Origin of the sequence: Loktanella sp. Alg231-35, assembly GCF_900143545.1 — a bacterium.
Taxonomy (GTDB): Bacteria; Pseudomonadota; Alphaproteobacteria; order Rhodobacterales; family Rhodobacteraceae; genus Yoonia.
In genome coordinates this window covers 1-13,405 of record NZ_FREV01000013.1, presented here as the reverse complement: position 1 = coordinate 13,405, position 13,405 = coordinate 1, and the positions used below count along the sequence as shown (strand labels likewise).

Sequence of the window (13,405 nt, the reverse complement as noted above, 5' to 3'; positions counted from 1 at the left end):
CGATTACGGTGAGGGTTGTTTCAATACCTGAGGTGCTTCCCAAAACACCTCTCCCGAAACGACCAACTTACCTGTCAAAACGCGCATGCGAGGCGCTTTGAAAGATAAGTTTCAAATGAGCTAGATTATGTATGTCCGAATATTGCGCTGACCAGAACCTGCCAACTAAGAGAGATTCGGGTAAAGTTCAAGGGTTTTAGGGAAAATCAATCGTATAGATCGGGTGCGCTTGGTCAAGCCGGGGCCATGAATGACTAAATCCATTTGCAAGAACTCTCTAACGCAGCTTTCATAGCGGAGGCAGCGCCTAACATGAAAACTATGGGGCTGTTAGGTGCACCTGATCACTCTAACTTCATTCAACCACCGATGTCCTCAAGTCGCAGCGCCCCAGTGCTCCGCATCTCGCGGATGATCCAAGTCGCAGCCTCGGGCAGAAAATGTCCATTGTCATAGGTGATCGGCACACCATCAGGCGTAAACACGCGACACCGATCCTGGGCACACAAAAACGCCTGAACATCCACATATTTTGCCCCAGCGGCAACGGTCGCCTCAGCCATCATCTGGGACACTTCAGTACGATCCATTCGGCGCAGCGAAGTGGCAACGTCTATGATGGTGGCGAGATCAGCATCAGCATGTTTCATCAGGATCTGCGGCAGATCGATCGTGTACTCTATCGTCGGGCCCATAACGATGACATTTGCTACGTGTGGCCTAAGATGGGCAGCAGTCGTGCGCGCTGCTTGCACATCACGCGACCTCCATCGGCCGGACACGATGACGGCGTCAATATCTGAATCAGGTATGTAGGTTTCGAGTAGGAAACGCGCCAAATCGGTACACTCCCTATCACCGGCGTAGTTGAGAAGGGGACGGCATCCTGACGCGGTCGCTTGCATCATGTTGACTTCGGGATACTCTGCAACCAATGCGTCAAAGAAATGCGACGCGTGACTATCACCGATAAGCAGCACATTTGCCTTTGTGTCAGACAATTCCAGGCAACGCTCTACATCAAAGTTCGCGAGACCCCCGCTTACACTGCACCGATTTGTATCGGCGTCGCTGGCCTCTCGAAGCTCTGCCTCATGGCGTAGATAAGGCAGGTATTCAATTTGCTTTGGTGTCAGCCCGGCCAAATAGTGCTCTTCATTGTCAAGCGTTGCAAAGGCGATGATGGACGCCGCAATACCTGCACCAGATAAGGCAAATACCTGGCCACGTGTACGCGACCAGCGATACTCTGCTTTTCGCACTGGCTGTTCTACCCAGCGCCATGTGACATAGGAAAGAGCGATTGTCGCAAGAATTAGAATAGCGATTTGCAGCAGTGTCAGATCGGGTCCGATCTTCAGCCGCGCAAAGACAAAGAGCGGCTGGTGCCAAAGATATGCACTGTAGCTAATCAAACCAATCCCGACGAGAGGTGCGCAAGACAATACCTTCTGAACATAGGTCCCCGGATGAGCGCTCAGCAGCAGACAGGCGCCCACGACAGGCAAAAGCGTGTAGAAAGAAGGAAATGGGGTCGATGTGTCGTAGATGAACATCGCGCTGACCACCATCGCCAATCCGATAAAGGCCAAAGCATCATTGGGCTTTGGTGTTCGCGACACTTTCCAGATTGCGCAAAGCGCCCCAGCCATCAGCTCCCACACCCGCGATGGTGTGAAAAAGAAATTCACCTCTGGCTCGTGCAATGAACCCCACTGACTAAGGGCGAGGCTCGCAACGAACATGCCAAGTACGACACCACCTAAGATAGCAGGCCGCATTTTCACCATTAGAAGCAGAGGAAAAAGCAAATAGAATTGCTCTTCTACCGCAAGGCTCCAGGTATGCAGCAGTGGTTGTTCTTCGGCTGCCACAGCGAAGTAGCCGATGTTCTCCCAAAAATGAACGTTCGAAAGAAAAAGTGCCGTCGCCGCAACGCTCCGTAAGAAATCTGGGAAATCCCAAAATGGGATCCAATTATACGCAGCAAGAACGGTCGCTGCGAGAACGAGAAATAACGCAGGAAGAATGCGTCGGGCGCGCCTTTCGTAGAAGGTCAGCAACGAAAAGTCTTCGCGGTCTTGCGCGCGTAGAATGAGCGTTGTGATGAGGAACCCAGAAATAACAAAAAAGACGTCAACACCCACAAAACCGCCGGTAATGCCCGGAACACCTGCGTGGAACAATATGACTGGGACGACGGCTACAGCGCGTAACCCATCAACTTCCGCTCGATAATTCATGGAGTTACTGACCCATATGACGTTCACCGATATCTAATGAACCAAAGCTATGTTTGTATGCAAGTCAGTGGGCGCAGCGTTCTTGATTTATCAGCGTCCACTCAACCTCAACTCATCCTTAACCGTCTTCCCGCACTCACCATTTACACGCCAAACCACGTACATCTGGACATACAACTTCTGCCCGCAATACATCGCGATGTATCGGGCGCGGAACCCCGCAAACCCCGCCTCTTAACGCGTTCCCAGCGTCCCACCACAAAACCCGGCCAAATCCCCTACCGAACGCTGTCCACGCAACCGCTGGACACAAAAAAACCGGACCGCTTGCGCGACCCGGTTCTTTCTTGATCAAATCGATCTGGCTTAGGCCAGTTCGACCTCTGCGCCAGCAGCTTCCAGTTTGGCTTTGATCTCTTCGGCTTCTGCTTTTGCAGCGCCTTCTTTGATCTTGCCACCAGCTTCGACAAGGTCCTTGGCTTCTTTCAGGCCAAGACCTGTGATGCCGCGGACTTCTTTGATGACGTTGATTTTGGATGCGCCAGCGTTTTTGAGAACGACGTCGAATTCTGTCTTCTCTGCTTCAGCTTCACCACCAGCGTCGCCGCCAGCAGCCATCATCACTGCGCCGCCAGCTGCGGGCTCAATGCCATACTCGTCCTTGAGGATGGTTTTCAGTTCTTGTGCTTCGAGAAGGGTCAGACCTACGATCTCTTCAGCAAGTTTTTTCAGATCAGCCATTTTATGCTTTCCGTTTTAGTTATGTGTGTTCCAACGTGGGGGTGAACCCCCAAGTCAATTCAGATGCTTTATGCAGCTTTCTCTTCGATGGTCGAAAGAATGCTTGCGATGTTCGAAGCAGGCGCGCCAATGGCCCCGGCGATGTTGCTTGCAGGTGCCCCGATGCAGCCCACGATAGAAGCGATAAGCTCCTCGCGCGATGGCATCCCGGCAACGGCTTTCACACCAGCCACGTCCAATGCTGTTTCACCCATAGCACCGCCAAGAACGACAAGTTTGTCATTCTCTTTGGCGTATTTGTCGACAACCTTCGCCGCAGCGACGGGGTCTTCAGAATAGGCGATTACAGTCATGCCTTCGAGGTATTCAGCGATGCTTGCGCAAGGCTTGCCCTCAAGGGCGATTTTGGCGAGCTTGTTCTTGGCAACGCGTACGGAACCGCCCGCTTCACGCATGTTTGCGCGCAGGTCCTGCATTTCAGCAACTGTCATGCCTTCGTAGTGGGCAACCACTACAACGCCAGAGCTTTCAAAGATCTGGCCGAGATCATCGACCAGCTGTTCTTTTTGTGCTCTATCCACAGTTTCACTCCAAGTTTGGGAATTGCTTCCCGGCTCAATTTTGCCGAACGGAAAACCGTCCAACAGTCGATGTCCACATATACGGGGGTTGAGCCAGCTTGGACCAAGGCATGGCCTTGGGTAAATCCGGTCTATCCCGTCTCAGGCAGGAATTAGCGGCCTATAGCCAACCCACCGTCTCGGACGAAACAGAAGACACACGAGGAATCGCGCGTCTGTCTGCAGTCGTCGATATAGGAGGCCTTTGCTCCAATGTGAAGAGAGAAAATGGACGACCTCAAAAGGATAGCCCACGTGCCATCTTCACCAAGTCCATGTCGTGTATGGTCTGTTTCGCAAGCTAGGCCGCGTGCAGCAAGTACGACGCATTTGTTGTCAGGGTCTAACTTGTCCACAAAAATCTCACGAGCTTCGTGATGCACCGGAAATTCCTTCGGTGCGAAACACTATTTCTGACTATGTGGACGAAAAGCGTGAGGCGCTGCAAGGTTGTCGATCTTGCGGCTGTCGAAAATTCTGAAAGTGTTGAAAGGGCGCTACGCCGCCCTTTCAACTTATCATATTAAGCGTTGCCGGTGGCAGAGCTGACATCAATGGAAACGCCTGGGCCCATGGTCGAGCTGACAGCGATCTTTTTCATGTATGTGCCCTTGGCACCTGTTGGCTTTGCTTTGCCGACGGCGTCAACAAACGCCTTCATGTTTTCAGCAATCTGCTCGGCCGTGAAAGAGGCTTTGCCGATACCGGCGTGAACAACACCAGCTTTTTCTGCCTTGAACTGCACCTGGCCGCCTTTGGCGTCTTCAACAGCTTGCTTCACGTCCATGGTCACTGTGCCAACACGTGGGTTTGGCATCAGGTTACGTGGACCCAGCACCTTACCCAGACGGCCAACAACAGCCATCATGTCAGGTGTGGCGATGCAGCGGTCAAAGTCAATTGTGCCGCCCTGGACAGTTTCCATCAGGTCTTCTGCGCCAACGATGTCTGCACCGGCTGCTTTTGCTTCGTCAGCCTTTTCGCCACGAGCAAAGACAGCAACGCGAACAGTCTTACCTGTGCCGTGTGGCAAAGAAACAGTGCCGCGGACCATCTGGTCGGCGTGACGCGGGTCAACACCCAGTGTCATTGCAATCTCGATGCTTTCGTCAAACTTCGCCTTGGCGTTGTCCTTGACGAGGGATGCTGCCTCTTCAACGGACACGTTGTGCTTGCCGTCGAATGCTGCGCGGGCCGCAGTTGCGCGCTTACCAAACTTTGCCATTACTTCACCTCAATGCCCATAGAACGGGCAGAGCCCATGATGATCTGCATCGCACCTTCGATGGACGTCGCGTTGAGGTCCTTCATCTTGGCTTCTGCGATTTCACGAACCTGCTTGCCGGTAATAGAACCCGCAACAGACTTGCCTGGCTCTTTGGAGCCGGACTTCAGCTTGGCCGCTTTCTTGATGTAGTAAGACGCTGGGGGCGTCTTGATTTCCATCGTGAACGACTTGTCCTGATAGTAGGTAATCACAGTCGGGCATGGGGCATTCTTTTCCATGTCTTCTGTCTTGGCGTTGAACGCCTTGCAGAATTCCATGATGTTGATGCCGCGCTGACCCAGCGCTGGGCCGACAGGTGGGGACGGGTTTGCAGCACCTGCAGGAACCTGCAGCTTGAGCGTACCCATAATCTTCTTGGCCATAAGCCTATTCCTTTTTCAACGCCCCTTGGTCGCGACCGCAAGGCTTTTCGTTGTGTGGTCCGGTTCGACGCACGCGTGCGCCTCGCCTCCCACATGAATGTTGGTCAAGGTCGACCAACATCGGCGGGCATTAGGCGGGAATCGCAGTATTTGCAAGCGGTTTTGCATTCTCTACATCTCAAGCGGACCGCCTTAGTGTGTCTAAGTGACCCTAAGATGGAGCTGTGGACGGGCGGCTGATCATCTCTCGGCAGAATGCCCGCTCTGAGAATCTTCAAACAAGAAGACACGCTACATCACTGTCAGATCTTCGCCAGATTCGCCAAGCCGAGCACGCAACTTCACAATATAGTCGTTCAACAGACGGACGCGGTGGGGCCGAAACCTCTCGTCCAGTGGCTGGACGTCCCGGATGTGTGTGACATGAAACGACCTATAACCGTCACGTAGATGGCAGTATGCCAAGAGCATCACCGCATATTCAAAGTACAATACAGCCAGTGGAAAGATGCGCCGCTGGGTCACGGCCCCTTTGCGATCTTCATATGTGATACGCAGGGCGCGCTCGTCCCAGCAGGCCTCGCGGATAGCGGTAATGTCGACCGTCGATGCCTCGTGCGTGGTGAACCGATAAACTTGGCTGACCGCATGCAGAACGTCACGTTGTTGATGTTCCTTCAACGTTGCGGTGATTTTTGCCATCGCATCGCGCGCCGCCGCTGCCAACTGCGCATCACCGCGAAATTGCACATCTGCCAGACCAATCGCCAGCGCCTCCGTTTCTAGTCGCGTCAACGTTTGCGGTGGCATGGCGAAGTCTTCGACAAGGGTGTACCCGACACCGGCCTCGCCTTCGATCCGCGCACCAGCAACCCTTAATGCCTCAATATCGCGGTAAAGGGTCCGACGCGAAACTTCCAACCGCTCTGCCAAGGTGGCGGCTCTTACCGGCTGCGGCAGGGTCCGCATCAGCTGCATAAGACGAAAAAGACGATCTGATTTGGCCATGATGCATCCCATCAGAACCCTACTGACAGAAAATGGCAACAGGGGGTCGTCATAGTGCAGACAATGGAAATCGAAGGATCAAACGATGATAACGCTCTACCACTCTCCGCATTCCCGCTCGACCGGCATCCTCAGCTTGCTACGTCTGATGGGCAAAGAAACCGAAGTGACCATCAAAACAGTGCATATCATAAGGCACGGCGGCCTGGGGCAGTCGGACCCCAAGAACCCACACCCAGAAGGGAAAGTGCCCTTGCTAGAGGTCAATGGTCGCATCATCAGGGAACGCGGTGCAATCATGCTTTGGCTGACAGATCACTTTGACAGCCCCTTGGGGCGCGGCGTTGATAACCCCGCGCGAGGGGACTACTTGAGTTGGCTGTTCTATTACGGAAATGTTGTCGAACCGATCTTGTATCTGACCTATCTGGAGATAGCGGAAAATGCGATGATCCACGCGTGGTGCCGTGATCAAGCAACAATGTTTACGGCGCTCGAAGCGGCCTTGGCCAAACATGCATTCCTCGTGGATGATGAATTCTCTGCGGCCGATCTTTTGGTCAGCGCACCATTTCAGTGGTTTCCCGATTTGATCCCTGCGCAAGGCAGGCTCCGCGAATGGTTTGATCAATGCATGGCTGCACAAGACACCGCATTCATCGCTGAGTATGATGCGCAAGAGATGACGCAGCTGGGCCTACCAAGCCTTGAAGAAATGTACGAAGACGCCTGAACTTCGTTTGGTTGCGCCAGTTCGTCCAAACGCAGCCGGCGCTGGGGGTGGTTGATCACGCAAGGTCATCGGCATCTTTGGCTTAGCGTCGCCATGCGCGACCACCAACACGAAAAAAGGGGAGCGCCCAGCGCTCCCCTTTTCCAAATCTCTGTCACGGTCACTTACTGCTTAGATACCTGCGTGAACTCCAGCTCGACCGGTGTTTCGCGGCCAAAGATCGATACAGTCACCTTCAGGCGCTGGTTCTCTTCGTCTACTTCCTCGACCATGCCATCGAAATCCTCAAACGGACCGTCGTTGACTTTGATCTTCTCGCCGATCTCAAAGTTGATGAGCGTGCGTGGCGCATCCTCACCTTCCTGCACACGACCAAGGATGGCCTGCACTTCGGCGTCGCGCATTGGCATCGGGCGACCTTGCGGACCAAGAAAACCAGTGACGCGGTTGATCGAGTTGATCAGGTGATAGCCCTCATCGGACATTTCCATGTGGACCAAGACGTATCCGGGCATGAAGCGACGCTCGGCGGTCACCTTTTTGTTGCGACGGATCTCAATGACTTCTTCGGTTGGCACCAGCACTTCGTCGATCTGGTCGGCCAGCCCCTGCTCTTCCGCTTTGGTGCGGATCGCCTCTGCAATTTTCTTCTCAAAGTTTGAGAGAACGCTTACCGAATACCACCGTTTGGCCATCTGTCAGAGCACCTTGTCGTCGTGGCCCAGCAGGACCCAGTTTTCAATTCATGCCAGCGCCTCGCGCTGGTCCCGAAAATAAAAGCGGCGTGCAACTCGATTCGTAGCACGCCATTTTCGGAAAGTTGGTGGCTCTTACCGCTGCCACCGAATGTTTTCAAGAGGGACGCGCAGATTCTGCGTCCTTAGCCGCCAAAGTATGTCAGCACACCGGTCAGGCCAGTGCGGATCAGCAGGTCAACCAATGAAAAGAAGACCGCCGTCAGGGCCGCCATGATAAAGACCATCACGGTGGTCAAAAGCACCTCGCGGCGTGTCGGCCAGACGACCTTGGACACCTCGGCGCGAACTTCCTGAATAAACTTGACGGGGTTGGCGATGGCCATGACGCTTTGTCCTTTATCGAAACAAGAGGCACATACGGGCAACGGCATGCAAATTCAAGGGTGCAGTGTCGCCGTTGAAACACTTCTGCGGCACAGGGCCTAAGGACGCAGAACCGTGACATCCGGCAGTGCAGCAATACCTTCGATCTGTGCTGTATATGCCACTTCACTTGCTGCGTGTTCTGCGGGTGTGAAGGCATCAAACGCCGGATAACCATGATCCACCGACAGCATCTGACGCGCCACAGTCGCTGGCAAATCAATCGTACTGTCACCGCGACGATGCAGCACCTCAGCCACAGCCGCCGAGGAAAGACCGCGATTGATCCGGCGCTCTGACGGCATCAAATGGCTAGCCGCCTGCGTGCCAACAAGCGCTTGCGTGATCGGTTCAAAAAGCGATGCGTAATCCTCGTAGCGCCAAACGGTGATGTGCCCGATGTTGGGTGCATCGACCATATCCCTGATCATCGCATGCCAATTTATTTCATCAGGTCCGTTTCGCGCCAGATATGATGCGACCGGATCAATACTCCCGCCCAGCAATGACTGGCAGTAGGCCGAATTGATGAAAGTCGTCGGGCGTCGCAGCGCAACGAACACCGCGACCTGCTGTCCCATCGCTTCGGCCAGACCGTTCAACCGGCGCGCCGCAGCTGGATAACGCGGCTTAGCGCGCGCGTCCTTCGCTGGATTAAGCGGGCCGATGAAGTTCTCTTCACTGATCACTACCCGGTGACCCCCTGCTGCCATACGGATCAGTCGGTCTACGGCAGGGGGATGGGGCACCGCAGCTTTGGTTCGCAAACCGAACAAGACAGGGATCGTCCGGCCGGGCAAACGAAACGCGTCCGGCCCAAGGTAACTAACGCCGTCAGCGCGCATTGCCTCTTGGGCGGTGCCTAGCGCGTCTTGCAAATGGGACGTGGCTGTTTTGTGAACACCAATATGGAACGCTACCGAGAGGGCGGGGTCGGTCATGGTTGACGATGATCCTCCGGCGTTGGTCGGTGATCTGGTCTGGCAGGGGCACCAGGACTTGAACCCGGGACCTACGGTTTTGGAGACCGCCGCTCTACCAACTGAGCTATACCCCTACGACCGGCTGTCGGATTAGTCCGAAACAGCGATGGGATCAAGGGGGATAAGTGCGGCACACTTGTGTTCAGGTCCAGAAATGCGACAACAGGGGCGCATCGAGTATACAAAGGCCCGCCGACACCCATGTCCTTGCGCAAACGGATCGAGAAATCAGAGTTTCTTGCCGCGCTCATTGCGCGGGTCGCAGGGGGGTATCTGGCGTTTTGCAATCGCACGACGTCTTGGCAGGTTGAAGGGCTGGACGACCTCAAAGCGGCGTTAGACGAAGGCCCCATCTTGCTGGTGATGTGGCACAGCCGATCCGTGATGGGCGCACTTCATTGGCCGGTGGTAGACGGGCCGCTGTCCAGCCTCTACGACAAATCCCCCATTGGACGGGTGTCAGGCGCGTTGCAACGCAGGGTCGGCTTGCAGCCGATGGAAATGTCGCGCAAGCTGTCCAACCGTGCAGCGTCGCGCACAGTGTTGCAGCGCGTCAAAGACGGGGTGAGCATCGGCATGACCGGCGACGGGCCATTGGGCCCTGCCCTTCAGGTCAAGGACGCCCCGCTTGAATGGGCAAGGGCCACGGGCTTGCCCATCTTTTGCTACGCATTCTCGACCAGCAGATCACGCAGGCTGTCGTCATGGGATCAAATGATGGTGCCAAAATCATTTGGCAAAGGGGCGTATGTATTCCAGCGCGCCCAAGAACCAGCGTCGCGCAAAATGACGAATGACGAGATTGAAACGCTACGCACAAGCCTGCAACAAGCACTTACAGATACCGCACATCGCGCCGATGCATTGGCAGGTGTGGCGCCGGGGGCCTAAAGCTCTGACGCGCGCGTGAGTGCGGCAAGATCAGCACCTGTAATCGCGGCTTCATGCTGCAAAATATTGGCGATATCCCAATCCCACCACGCAATCTGATTGAGCGTTGCTATTGTTGCATCATCAAAACGCATCCGCTGTATCGTGGCGCGGTTTCCAGCAACAATGGCATAATCGGGCACCTTGCCCGATACTACAGCGCCCGCACCAATGATCACACCATTGCCAATCTCGGCCCCTGCCATGATCCGCGCCTCTGTTCCGATCCAGACGTCATGACCGATCCGAATATCGCGGCCCGGACGCAGGCTCTTGGGATAGTCGGCAAAGCGCTCTGGCTGGTGGATGGCAAATGGGAAGGTCGAAAAGCCCTCGCGCGCATGGTTCGCACCATCGGTGATGAATTTCACACCATGGGCGATCTGGCCGAACTTGCCGATGATGATGCGATCCGTCGCGATCGGAAACAGATAAGGGGCCAATCGCCCCGCCCAGTCCTTGGGGTTTTCTGGTGGATCAAAGTCATTGGCGTAGGTGTAATCACCAATATCCCAATTGGGGTGGGTGATCGCAGCGTTCAAAAAGACGTTGCCCTTATGAACAGTGCCATCAGGAAGGGTGACAGGATGAAGAATATCGGCGGTCGGGAAAGGCATATGTCTTGGGTCTCCGGCGGGAACATCCCCATCTTTGGATGGATTGTTTCGATTCGCGGCGCGGCTTACGTTCTTTTCAGAAACGCGCCGCCGCCATGACAGCAACACGTGACGGAAGCTGCAACCGTTGAAGGATGCCATGTACATGATCTTTGACCGTGGCGACACTGATGCCCAGCGACAATGCGATGTCCTTATTGGACTGGCCTTGCACGATCAGATCGGCGACCTCGCGTTGGCGACGGGTAAGAGCCGCAAAGACTGCGGTATCGTCGCGCGATTGCTCTACCGTGATCAAAGGCACACCAATCGCCGCTGTTGCGGCCATATCGATACGGACGCGCGTGCCGGGCACGGCGATATCTGCCAGTGCCGCAACGGCACCCGCAGGCAACGGTCGGGGCGCGTCACGCTGCAACGCCCCCACCGCCTCGGACAATGCGGCAATTATTTTGTCATCCACAGCCATCGAAAGGCTCCTTCATGAATCAGATGCCATTAGAGATCACGAACTTCTTTCTGGCAATGCAGGCCGGGCCGTCAGGCCTTGGCTTGTTGCAAGAGATGTTTTCGGACGACGCAATCTATGAAGAGCCATTCTCAGGTCAATCGGGCCCACACCGCGGCCCAAAGGCAATTGCGGCAGCTTTTGATAGCAGCCGCACTGAGGCGTTCAATGATGCGGTGATCACCCTTGGCGATGTCACCGTTCAGGATGCCGTGATTACCGTAAGCTGGACCTGCATTTCAGAGGCAATACCTGGTGGACGCGGCAGTGGGAAAAACGAATTTCAAATCCGAGATGGTCAGATTTGCAGTCTCAAGACAACTCTGGATATGGAGGGTAGCTGAAATGAAGAACCCGGAGGTTGATGCGTGGCTGGACGCCTATGACAACCCGATGAAACCCGTGGTGATGGCGATCCGCGACCTGATCCTTGAGGCTGATCCCCGGATCACCGAAACGATCAAGTGGCAAGCGCCGACCTTTGTCTACAAAGGTAATATGGCGAGCTTCTTTCCCAAGGCAAAGAAGCTCGCCTCCTTAATGTTCCACAAGGGAGCAGAGATTCCCGGGGATTTCCCCAACCTCACTGGGGATGGGAAAGAAGCGCGAAGTTTCAAAGTGACTGATCTGGACGATCTGGTGGCGAAGACAGATGAGTTGCGACAAATTGCAATCGCATGGTGTGTATTTCGAGATCAGACCTAGATCCAGCACCCTAGCTAAGGCAGGTCGCCGAAAATGTGGCGACACCATCAGCATCTCTAGAAATCCGAAGGTCGCTGATCGTCTCGTTTTGCTCACAGACCGCTGCGAATGCGTTGCTGCGCAGTTCTTCGTCGGACCAATTGGCACCCGCTTTGCCCGACACCGAATTCCCGTCACGACTGTTGGTCATTTGATTGGGCGCTATCCCCCCGGATGCGCAAGCCGCGAACAATCCAATCAATAGAATGGGGAGTATAGATTTCTTCATAGTCGATCTCCAGAGCATCATCTTTTGACACAACCTAAAAGTGAGCTATTGATAAGTAAAGGCCGCCCCATATGGAGCGGCCTTTTGTTTGTTTGGTCATGCGGTGGGTTACACCCACCCTACGTAGGGTGGGTGTAACCCACGCGTCATGGCCGATTACTCGACGATTTTAGACACAACACCCGCGCCAACAGTCCGGCCGCCTTCGCGGATCGCAAAGCGCAACCCGTCTTCCATCGCGATGGGTGCGATCAGCTCAACGTTGAACTTCAGGTTGTCGCCCGGCATCACCATCTCGGTGCCCGCTGGAAGCTCAACCGTGCCGGTCACGTCCGTTGTACGGAAGTAGAACTGTGGGCGGTAGTTGGCAAAGAACGGCGTGTGACGGCCACCCTCTTCCTTGGTCAGGATATAGGCTTCGGCTTCGAACTTTGTGTGCGGCTTCACAGAACCCGGCTTACACAGGATCTGGCCACGCTCAACGCCTTCACGGTCAACACCGCGCAGCAGGGCGCCGATGTTGTCGCCAGCTTCACCAGAGTCCAGCAGCTTGCGGAACATTTCAACGCCTGTGCAGGTCGTCTTCTTGGTGTCGCGGATACCAACGATTTCGATCTCGTCACCAACGTTGATCACGCCACGCTCAACACGGCCAGTCACAACAGTACCACGCCCAGAGATCGAGAACACGTCCTCGATTGGCATCAGGAACGGCAGGTCAACCGCACGTGCAGGTGTCGGGATATATGTGTCGACAGCTTCCATCAGCTTTTTGATGGATTCTTCACCAATCTCTGGTGTCTTGCCTTCCATAGCGGCCAGCGCCGAACCCGGGATCACTGGAATATCGTCGCCTGGGTACTCGTAAGAGGACAGCAGTTCGCGGATTTCCATTTCAACCAGCTCAAGCAGCTCATCGTCATCCACTTGGTCAACTTTGTTCATGTAGACGACCATGTAAGGAATGCCCACCTGACGACCAAGCAGGATGTGCTCGCGGGTCTGTGGCATTGGGCCGTCAGCCGCGTTCACAACCAGGATCGCGCCGTCCATCTGGGCGGCACCAGTGATCATGTTCTTGACGTAGTCGGCGTGGCCGGGGCAGTCGACGTGCGCGTAGTGGCGGCTCTCTGTCTCATACTCAACGTGTGCAGTTGAGATCGTGATACCACGTGCTTTTTCTTCGGGCGCGCCATCAATCTGGTCATACGCCTGAAAATCACCAAAGTACTTCGTGATCGCCGCTGTCAGGGTCGTCTTGCCGTGGTCAACGTGGCC

17 protein-coding genes and 1 tRNA gene are annotated in these 13,405 nt (G+C 55.0%); 4 read left to right on the top strand and 14 right to left on the bottom strand.

Annotated elements, in window-relative coordinates; genetic code table 11:
- Positions 1-359 precede the first annotated feature (359 nt).
- The 6 genes from DHN10_RS19435 to DHN10_RS19410 all read right to left on the bottom strand — a co-directional run bounded on the left by DHN10_RS19435 (position 360) and on the right by DHN10_RS19410 (position 6,262).
- On the bottom strand, positions 360-2,243 hold the full coding sequence (locus DHN10_RS19435; RefSeq protein ID WP_108817016.1) for an acyltransferase family protein: 1,884 nt from the start codon (positions 2,241-2,243) through the stop codon (positions 360-362).
- Between the two features lie 366 nt (positions 2,244-2,609).
- Positions 2,610-2,984, bottom strand: coding sequence for a 50S ribosomal protein L7/L12 (gene rplL / locus DHN10_RS19430; RefSeq protein ID WP_108817015.1), 375 nt, complete (start codon positions 2,982-2,984; stop codon positions 2,610-2,612).
- Positions 2,985-3,052: 68 nt separating this feature from the next.
- Complete coding sequence (gene rplJ, locus DHN10_RS19425; RefSeq protein ID WP_108817014.1) at positions 3,053-3,565, bottom strand: 50S ribosomal protein L10; 513 nt, start codon at positions 3,563-3,565, stop codon at positions 3,053-3,055.
- Positions 3,566-4,127: 562 nt separating this feature from the next.
- On the bottom strand, positions 4,128-4,829 hold the full coding sequence (gene rplA, locus DHN10_RS19420) for a 50S ribosomal protein L1 (protein ID WP_108817013.1): 702 nt from the start codon (positions 4,827-4,829) through the stop codon (positions 4,128-4,130).
- Positions 4,829-5,254, bottom strand: coding sequence for a 50S ribosomal protein L11 (gene rplK / locus DHN10_RS19415; RefSeq protein WP_108817012.1), 426 nt, complete (start codon positions 5,252-5,254; stop codon positions 4,829-4,831). The genes rplA and rplK overlap by 1 nt, the downstream gene beginning before the upstream one ends.
- A gap of 291 nt (positions 5,255-5,545) precedes the next feature.
- Positions 5,546-6,262: a helix-turn-helix transcriptional regulator gene (locus DHN10_RS19410; RefSeq protein ID WP_108817026.1), complete on the bottom strand. Its 717-nt coding sequence runs from the start codon at positions 6,260-6,262 to the stop codon at positions 5,546-5,548.
- An 85-nt stretch (positions 6,263-6,347) separates the two neighbouring features.
- Between DHN10_RS19410 and DHN10_RS19405 the strand changes: the two genes are divergently transcribed.
- Positions 6,348-6,995, top strand: a complete 648-nt coding sequence (locus DHN10_RS19405; protein ID WP_108817011.1) for a glutathione S-transferase family protein — start codon at positions 6,348-6,350, stop codon at positions 6,993-6,995.
- A 164-nt stretch (positions 6,996-7,159) separates the two neighbouring features.
- Here the strand turns inward: DHN10_RS19405 and nusG are convergent, their stop codons facing one another.
- The 4 genes from nusG to DHN10_RS19385 form a co-directional block, all read right to left on the bottom strand.
- Positions 7,160-7,690 carry a transcription termination/antitermination protein NusG gene (gene nusG, locus DHN10_RS19400; protein WP_108817010.1) on the bottom strand — a complete coding sequence of 177 codons (531 nt, stop codon included), beginning with the start codon at positions 7,688-7,690 and terminating at the stop codon, positions 7,160-7,162.
- A 185-nt stretch (positions 7,691-7,875) separates the two neighbouring features.
- Positions 7,876-8,076: a preprotein translocase subunit SecE gene (secE, locus tag DHN10_RS19395; RefSeq protein WP_108817009.1), complete on the bottom strand. Its 201-nt coding sequence runs from the start codon at positions 8,074-8,076 to the stop codon at positions 7,876-7,878.
- Positions 8,077-8,175: 99 nt separating this feature from the next.
- On the bottom strand, positions 8,176-9,057 hold the full coding sequence (locus DHN10_RS19390; protein ID WP_108817008.1) for a hypothetical protein: 882 nt from the start codon (positions 9,055-9,057) through the stop codon (positions 8,176-8,178).
- Positions 9,058-9,097: 40 nt separating this feature from the next.
- Positions 9,098-9,173, bottom strand: a tRNA-Trp gene (locus tag DHN10_RS19385).
- Positions 9,174-9,300: 127 nt separating this feature from the next.
- Between DHN10_RS19385 and DHN10_RS19380 the strand changes: the two genes are divergently transcribed.
- A complete protein-coding gene (locus DHN10_RS19380; protein WP_108817007.1) occupies positions 9,301-9,990 on the top strand; it encodes a lysophospholipid acyltransferase family protein in 690 nt (229 codons plus the stop codon).
- Here DHN10_RS19380 and DHN10_RS19375 read toward each other — a convergent pair.
- Positions 9,987-10,646 carry a CatB-related O-acetyltransferase gene (locus DHN10_RS19375; protein WP_108817006.1) on the bottom strand — a complete coding sequence of 220 codons (660 nt, stop codon included), beginning with the start codon at positions 10,644-10,646 and terminating at the stop codon, positions 9,987-9,989. The genes DHN10_RS19380 and DHN10_RS19375 overlap by 4 nt on opposite strands.
- A 76-nt stretch (positions 10,647-10,722) precedes the next feature.
- Positions 10,723-11,115: a LuxR C-terminal-related transcriptional regulator gene (locus DHN10_RS19370; RefSeq protein WP_108817005.1), complete on the bottom strand. Its 393-nt coding sequence runs from the start codon at positions 11,113-11,115 to the stop codon at positions 10,723-10,725.
- Between the two features lie 14 nt (positions 11,116-11,129).
- Here DHN10_RS19370 and DHN10_RS19365 point away from each other — a divergent pair, with 14 nt between their 5' ends.
- Both DHN10_RS19365 and DHN10_RS19360 read left to right on the top strand, forming a co-directional pair.
- Positions 11,130-11,498 carry a nuclear transport factor 2 family protein gene (locus DHN10_RS19365; protein ID WP_159087105.1) on the top strand — a complete coding sequence of 123 codons (369 nt, stop codon included), beginning with the start codon at positions 11,130-11,132 and terminating at the stop codon, positions 11,496-11,498.
- A 1-nt stretch (position 11,499) separates the two neighbouring features.
- Positions 11,500-11,859, top strand: coding sequence for a DUF1801 domain-containing protein (locus tag DHN10_RS19360; protein ID WP_159087104.1), 360 nt, complete (start codon positions 11,500-11,502; stop codon positions 11,857-11,859).
- A gap of 10 nt (positions 11,860-11,869) precedes the next feature.
- On the opposite strand, the gene DHN10_RS19355 is transcribed toward DHN10_RS19360, so the two are convergent.
- Both DHN10_RS19355 and tuf read right to left on the bottom strand, forming a co-directional pair.
- Positions 11,870-12,049, bottom strand: coding sequence for a hypothetical protein (locus DHN10_RS19355; RefSeq protein ID WP_108817003.1), 180 nt, complete (start codon positions 12,047-12,049; stop codon positions 11,870-11,872).
- 234 nt (positions 12,050-12,283) lie between these two features.
- Positions 12,284-13,405, bottom strand: a 1,122-nt coding sequence (gene tuf, locus DHN10_RS19350; RefSeq protein ID WP_108817002.1) for an elongation factor Tu, incomplete at its 5' end; no start/stop codon positions are given.

Coding starts and splice junctions, on each gene's coding strand:
- DHN10_RS19370 (WP_108817005.1), bottom strand. CDS start 11,115: ATGGCTGTGGATGACAAAATAATTGCCGCATTGTCCGAGGCGGTGGGG.
- rplK (WP_108817012.1), bottom strand. CDS start 5,254: ATGGCCAAGAAGATTATGGGTACGCTCAAGCTGCAGGTTCCTGCAGGT.
- rplL (WP_108817015.1), bottom strand. CDS start 2,984: ATGGCTGATCTGAAAAAACTTGCTGAAGAGATCGTAGGTCTGACCCTT.
- DHN10_RS19410 (WP_108817026.1), bottom strand. CDS start 6,262: ATGGCCAAATCAGATCGTCTTTTTCGTCTTATGCAGCTGATGCGGACC.
- DHN10_RS19355 (WP_108817003.1), bottom strand. CDS start 12,049: ATGACCAACAGTCGTGACGGGAATTCGGTGTCGGGCAAAGCGGGTGCC.
- DHN10_RS19390 (WP_108817008.1), bottom strand. CDS start 9,057: ATGACCGACCCCGCCCTCTCGGTAGCGTTCCATATTGGTGTTCACAAA.
- nusG (WP_108817010.1), bottom strand. CDS start 7,690: ATGGCCAAACGGTGGTATTCGGTAAGCGTTCTCTCAAACTTTGAGAAG.
- DHN10_RS19365 (WP_159087105.1), top strand. CDS start 11,130: ATGAATCAGATGCCATTAGAGATCACGAACTTCTTTCTGGCAATGCAG.
- DHN10_RS19375 (WP_108817006.1), bottom strand. CDS start 10,646: ATGCCTTTCCCGACCGCCGATATTCTTCATCCTGTCACCCTTCCTGAT.
- DHN10_RS19360 (WP_159087104.1), top strand. CDS start 11,500: ATGAAGAACCCGGAGGTTGATGCGTGGCTGGACGCCTATGACAACCCG.
- rplA (WP_108817013.1), bottom strand. CDS start 4,829: ATGGCAAAGTTTGGTAAGCGCGCAACTGCGGCCCGCGCAGCATTCGAC.
- DHN10_RS19435 (WP_108817016.1), bottom strand. CDS start 2,243: ATGAATTATCGAGCGGAAGTTGATGGGTTACGCGCTGTAGCCGTCGTC.
- DHN10_RS19380 (WP_108817007.1), top strand. CDS start 9,301: ATGTCCTTGCGCAAACGGATCGAGAAATCAGAGTTTCTTGCCGCGCTC.
- DHN10_RS19405 (WP_108817011.1), top strand. CDS start 6,348: ATGATAACGCTCTACCACTCTCCGCATTCCCGCTCGACCGGCATCCTC.
- secE (WP_108817009.1), bottom strand. CDS start 8,076: ATGGCCATCGCCAACCCCGTCAAGTTTATTCAGGAAGTTCGCGCCGAG.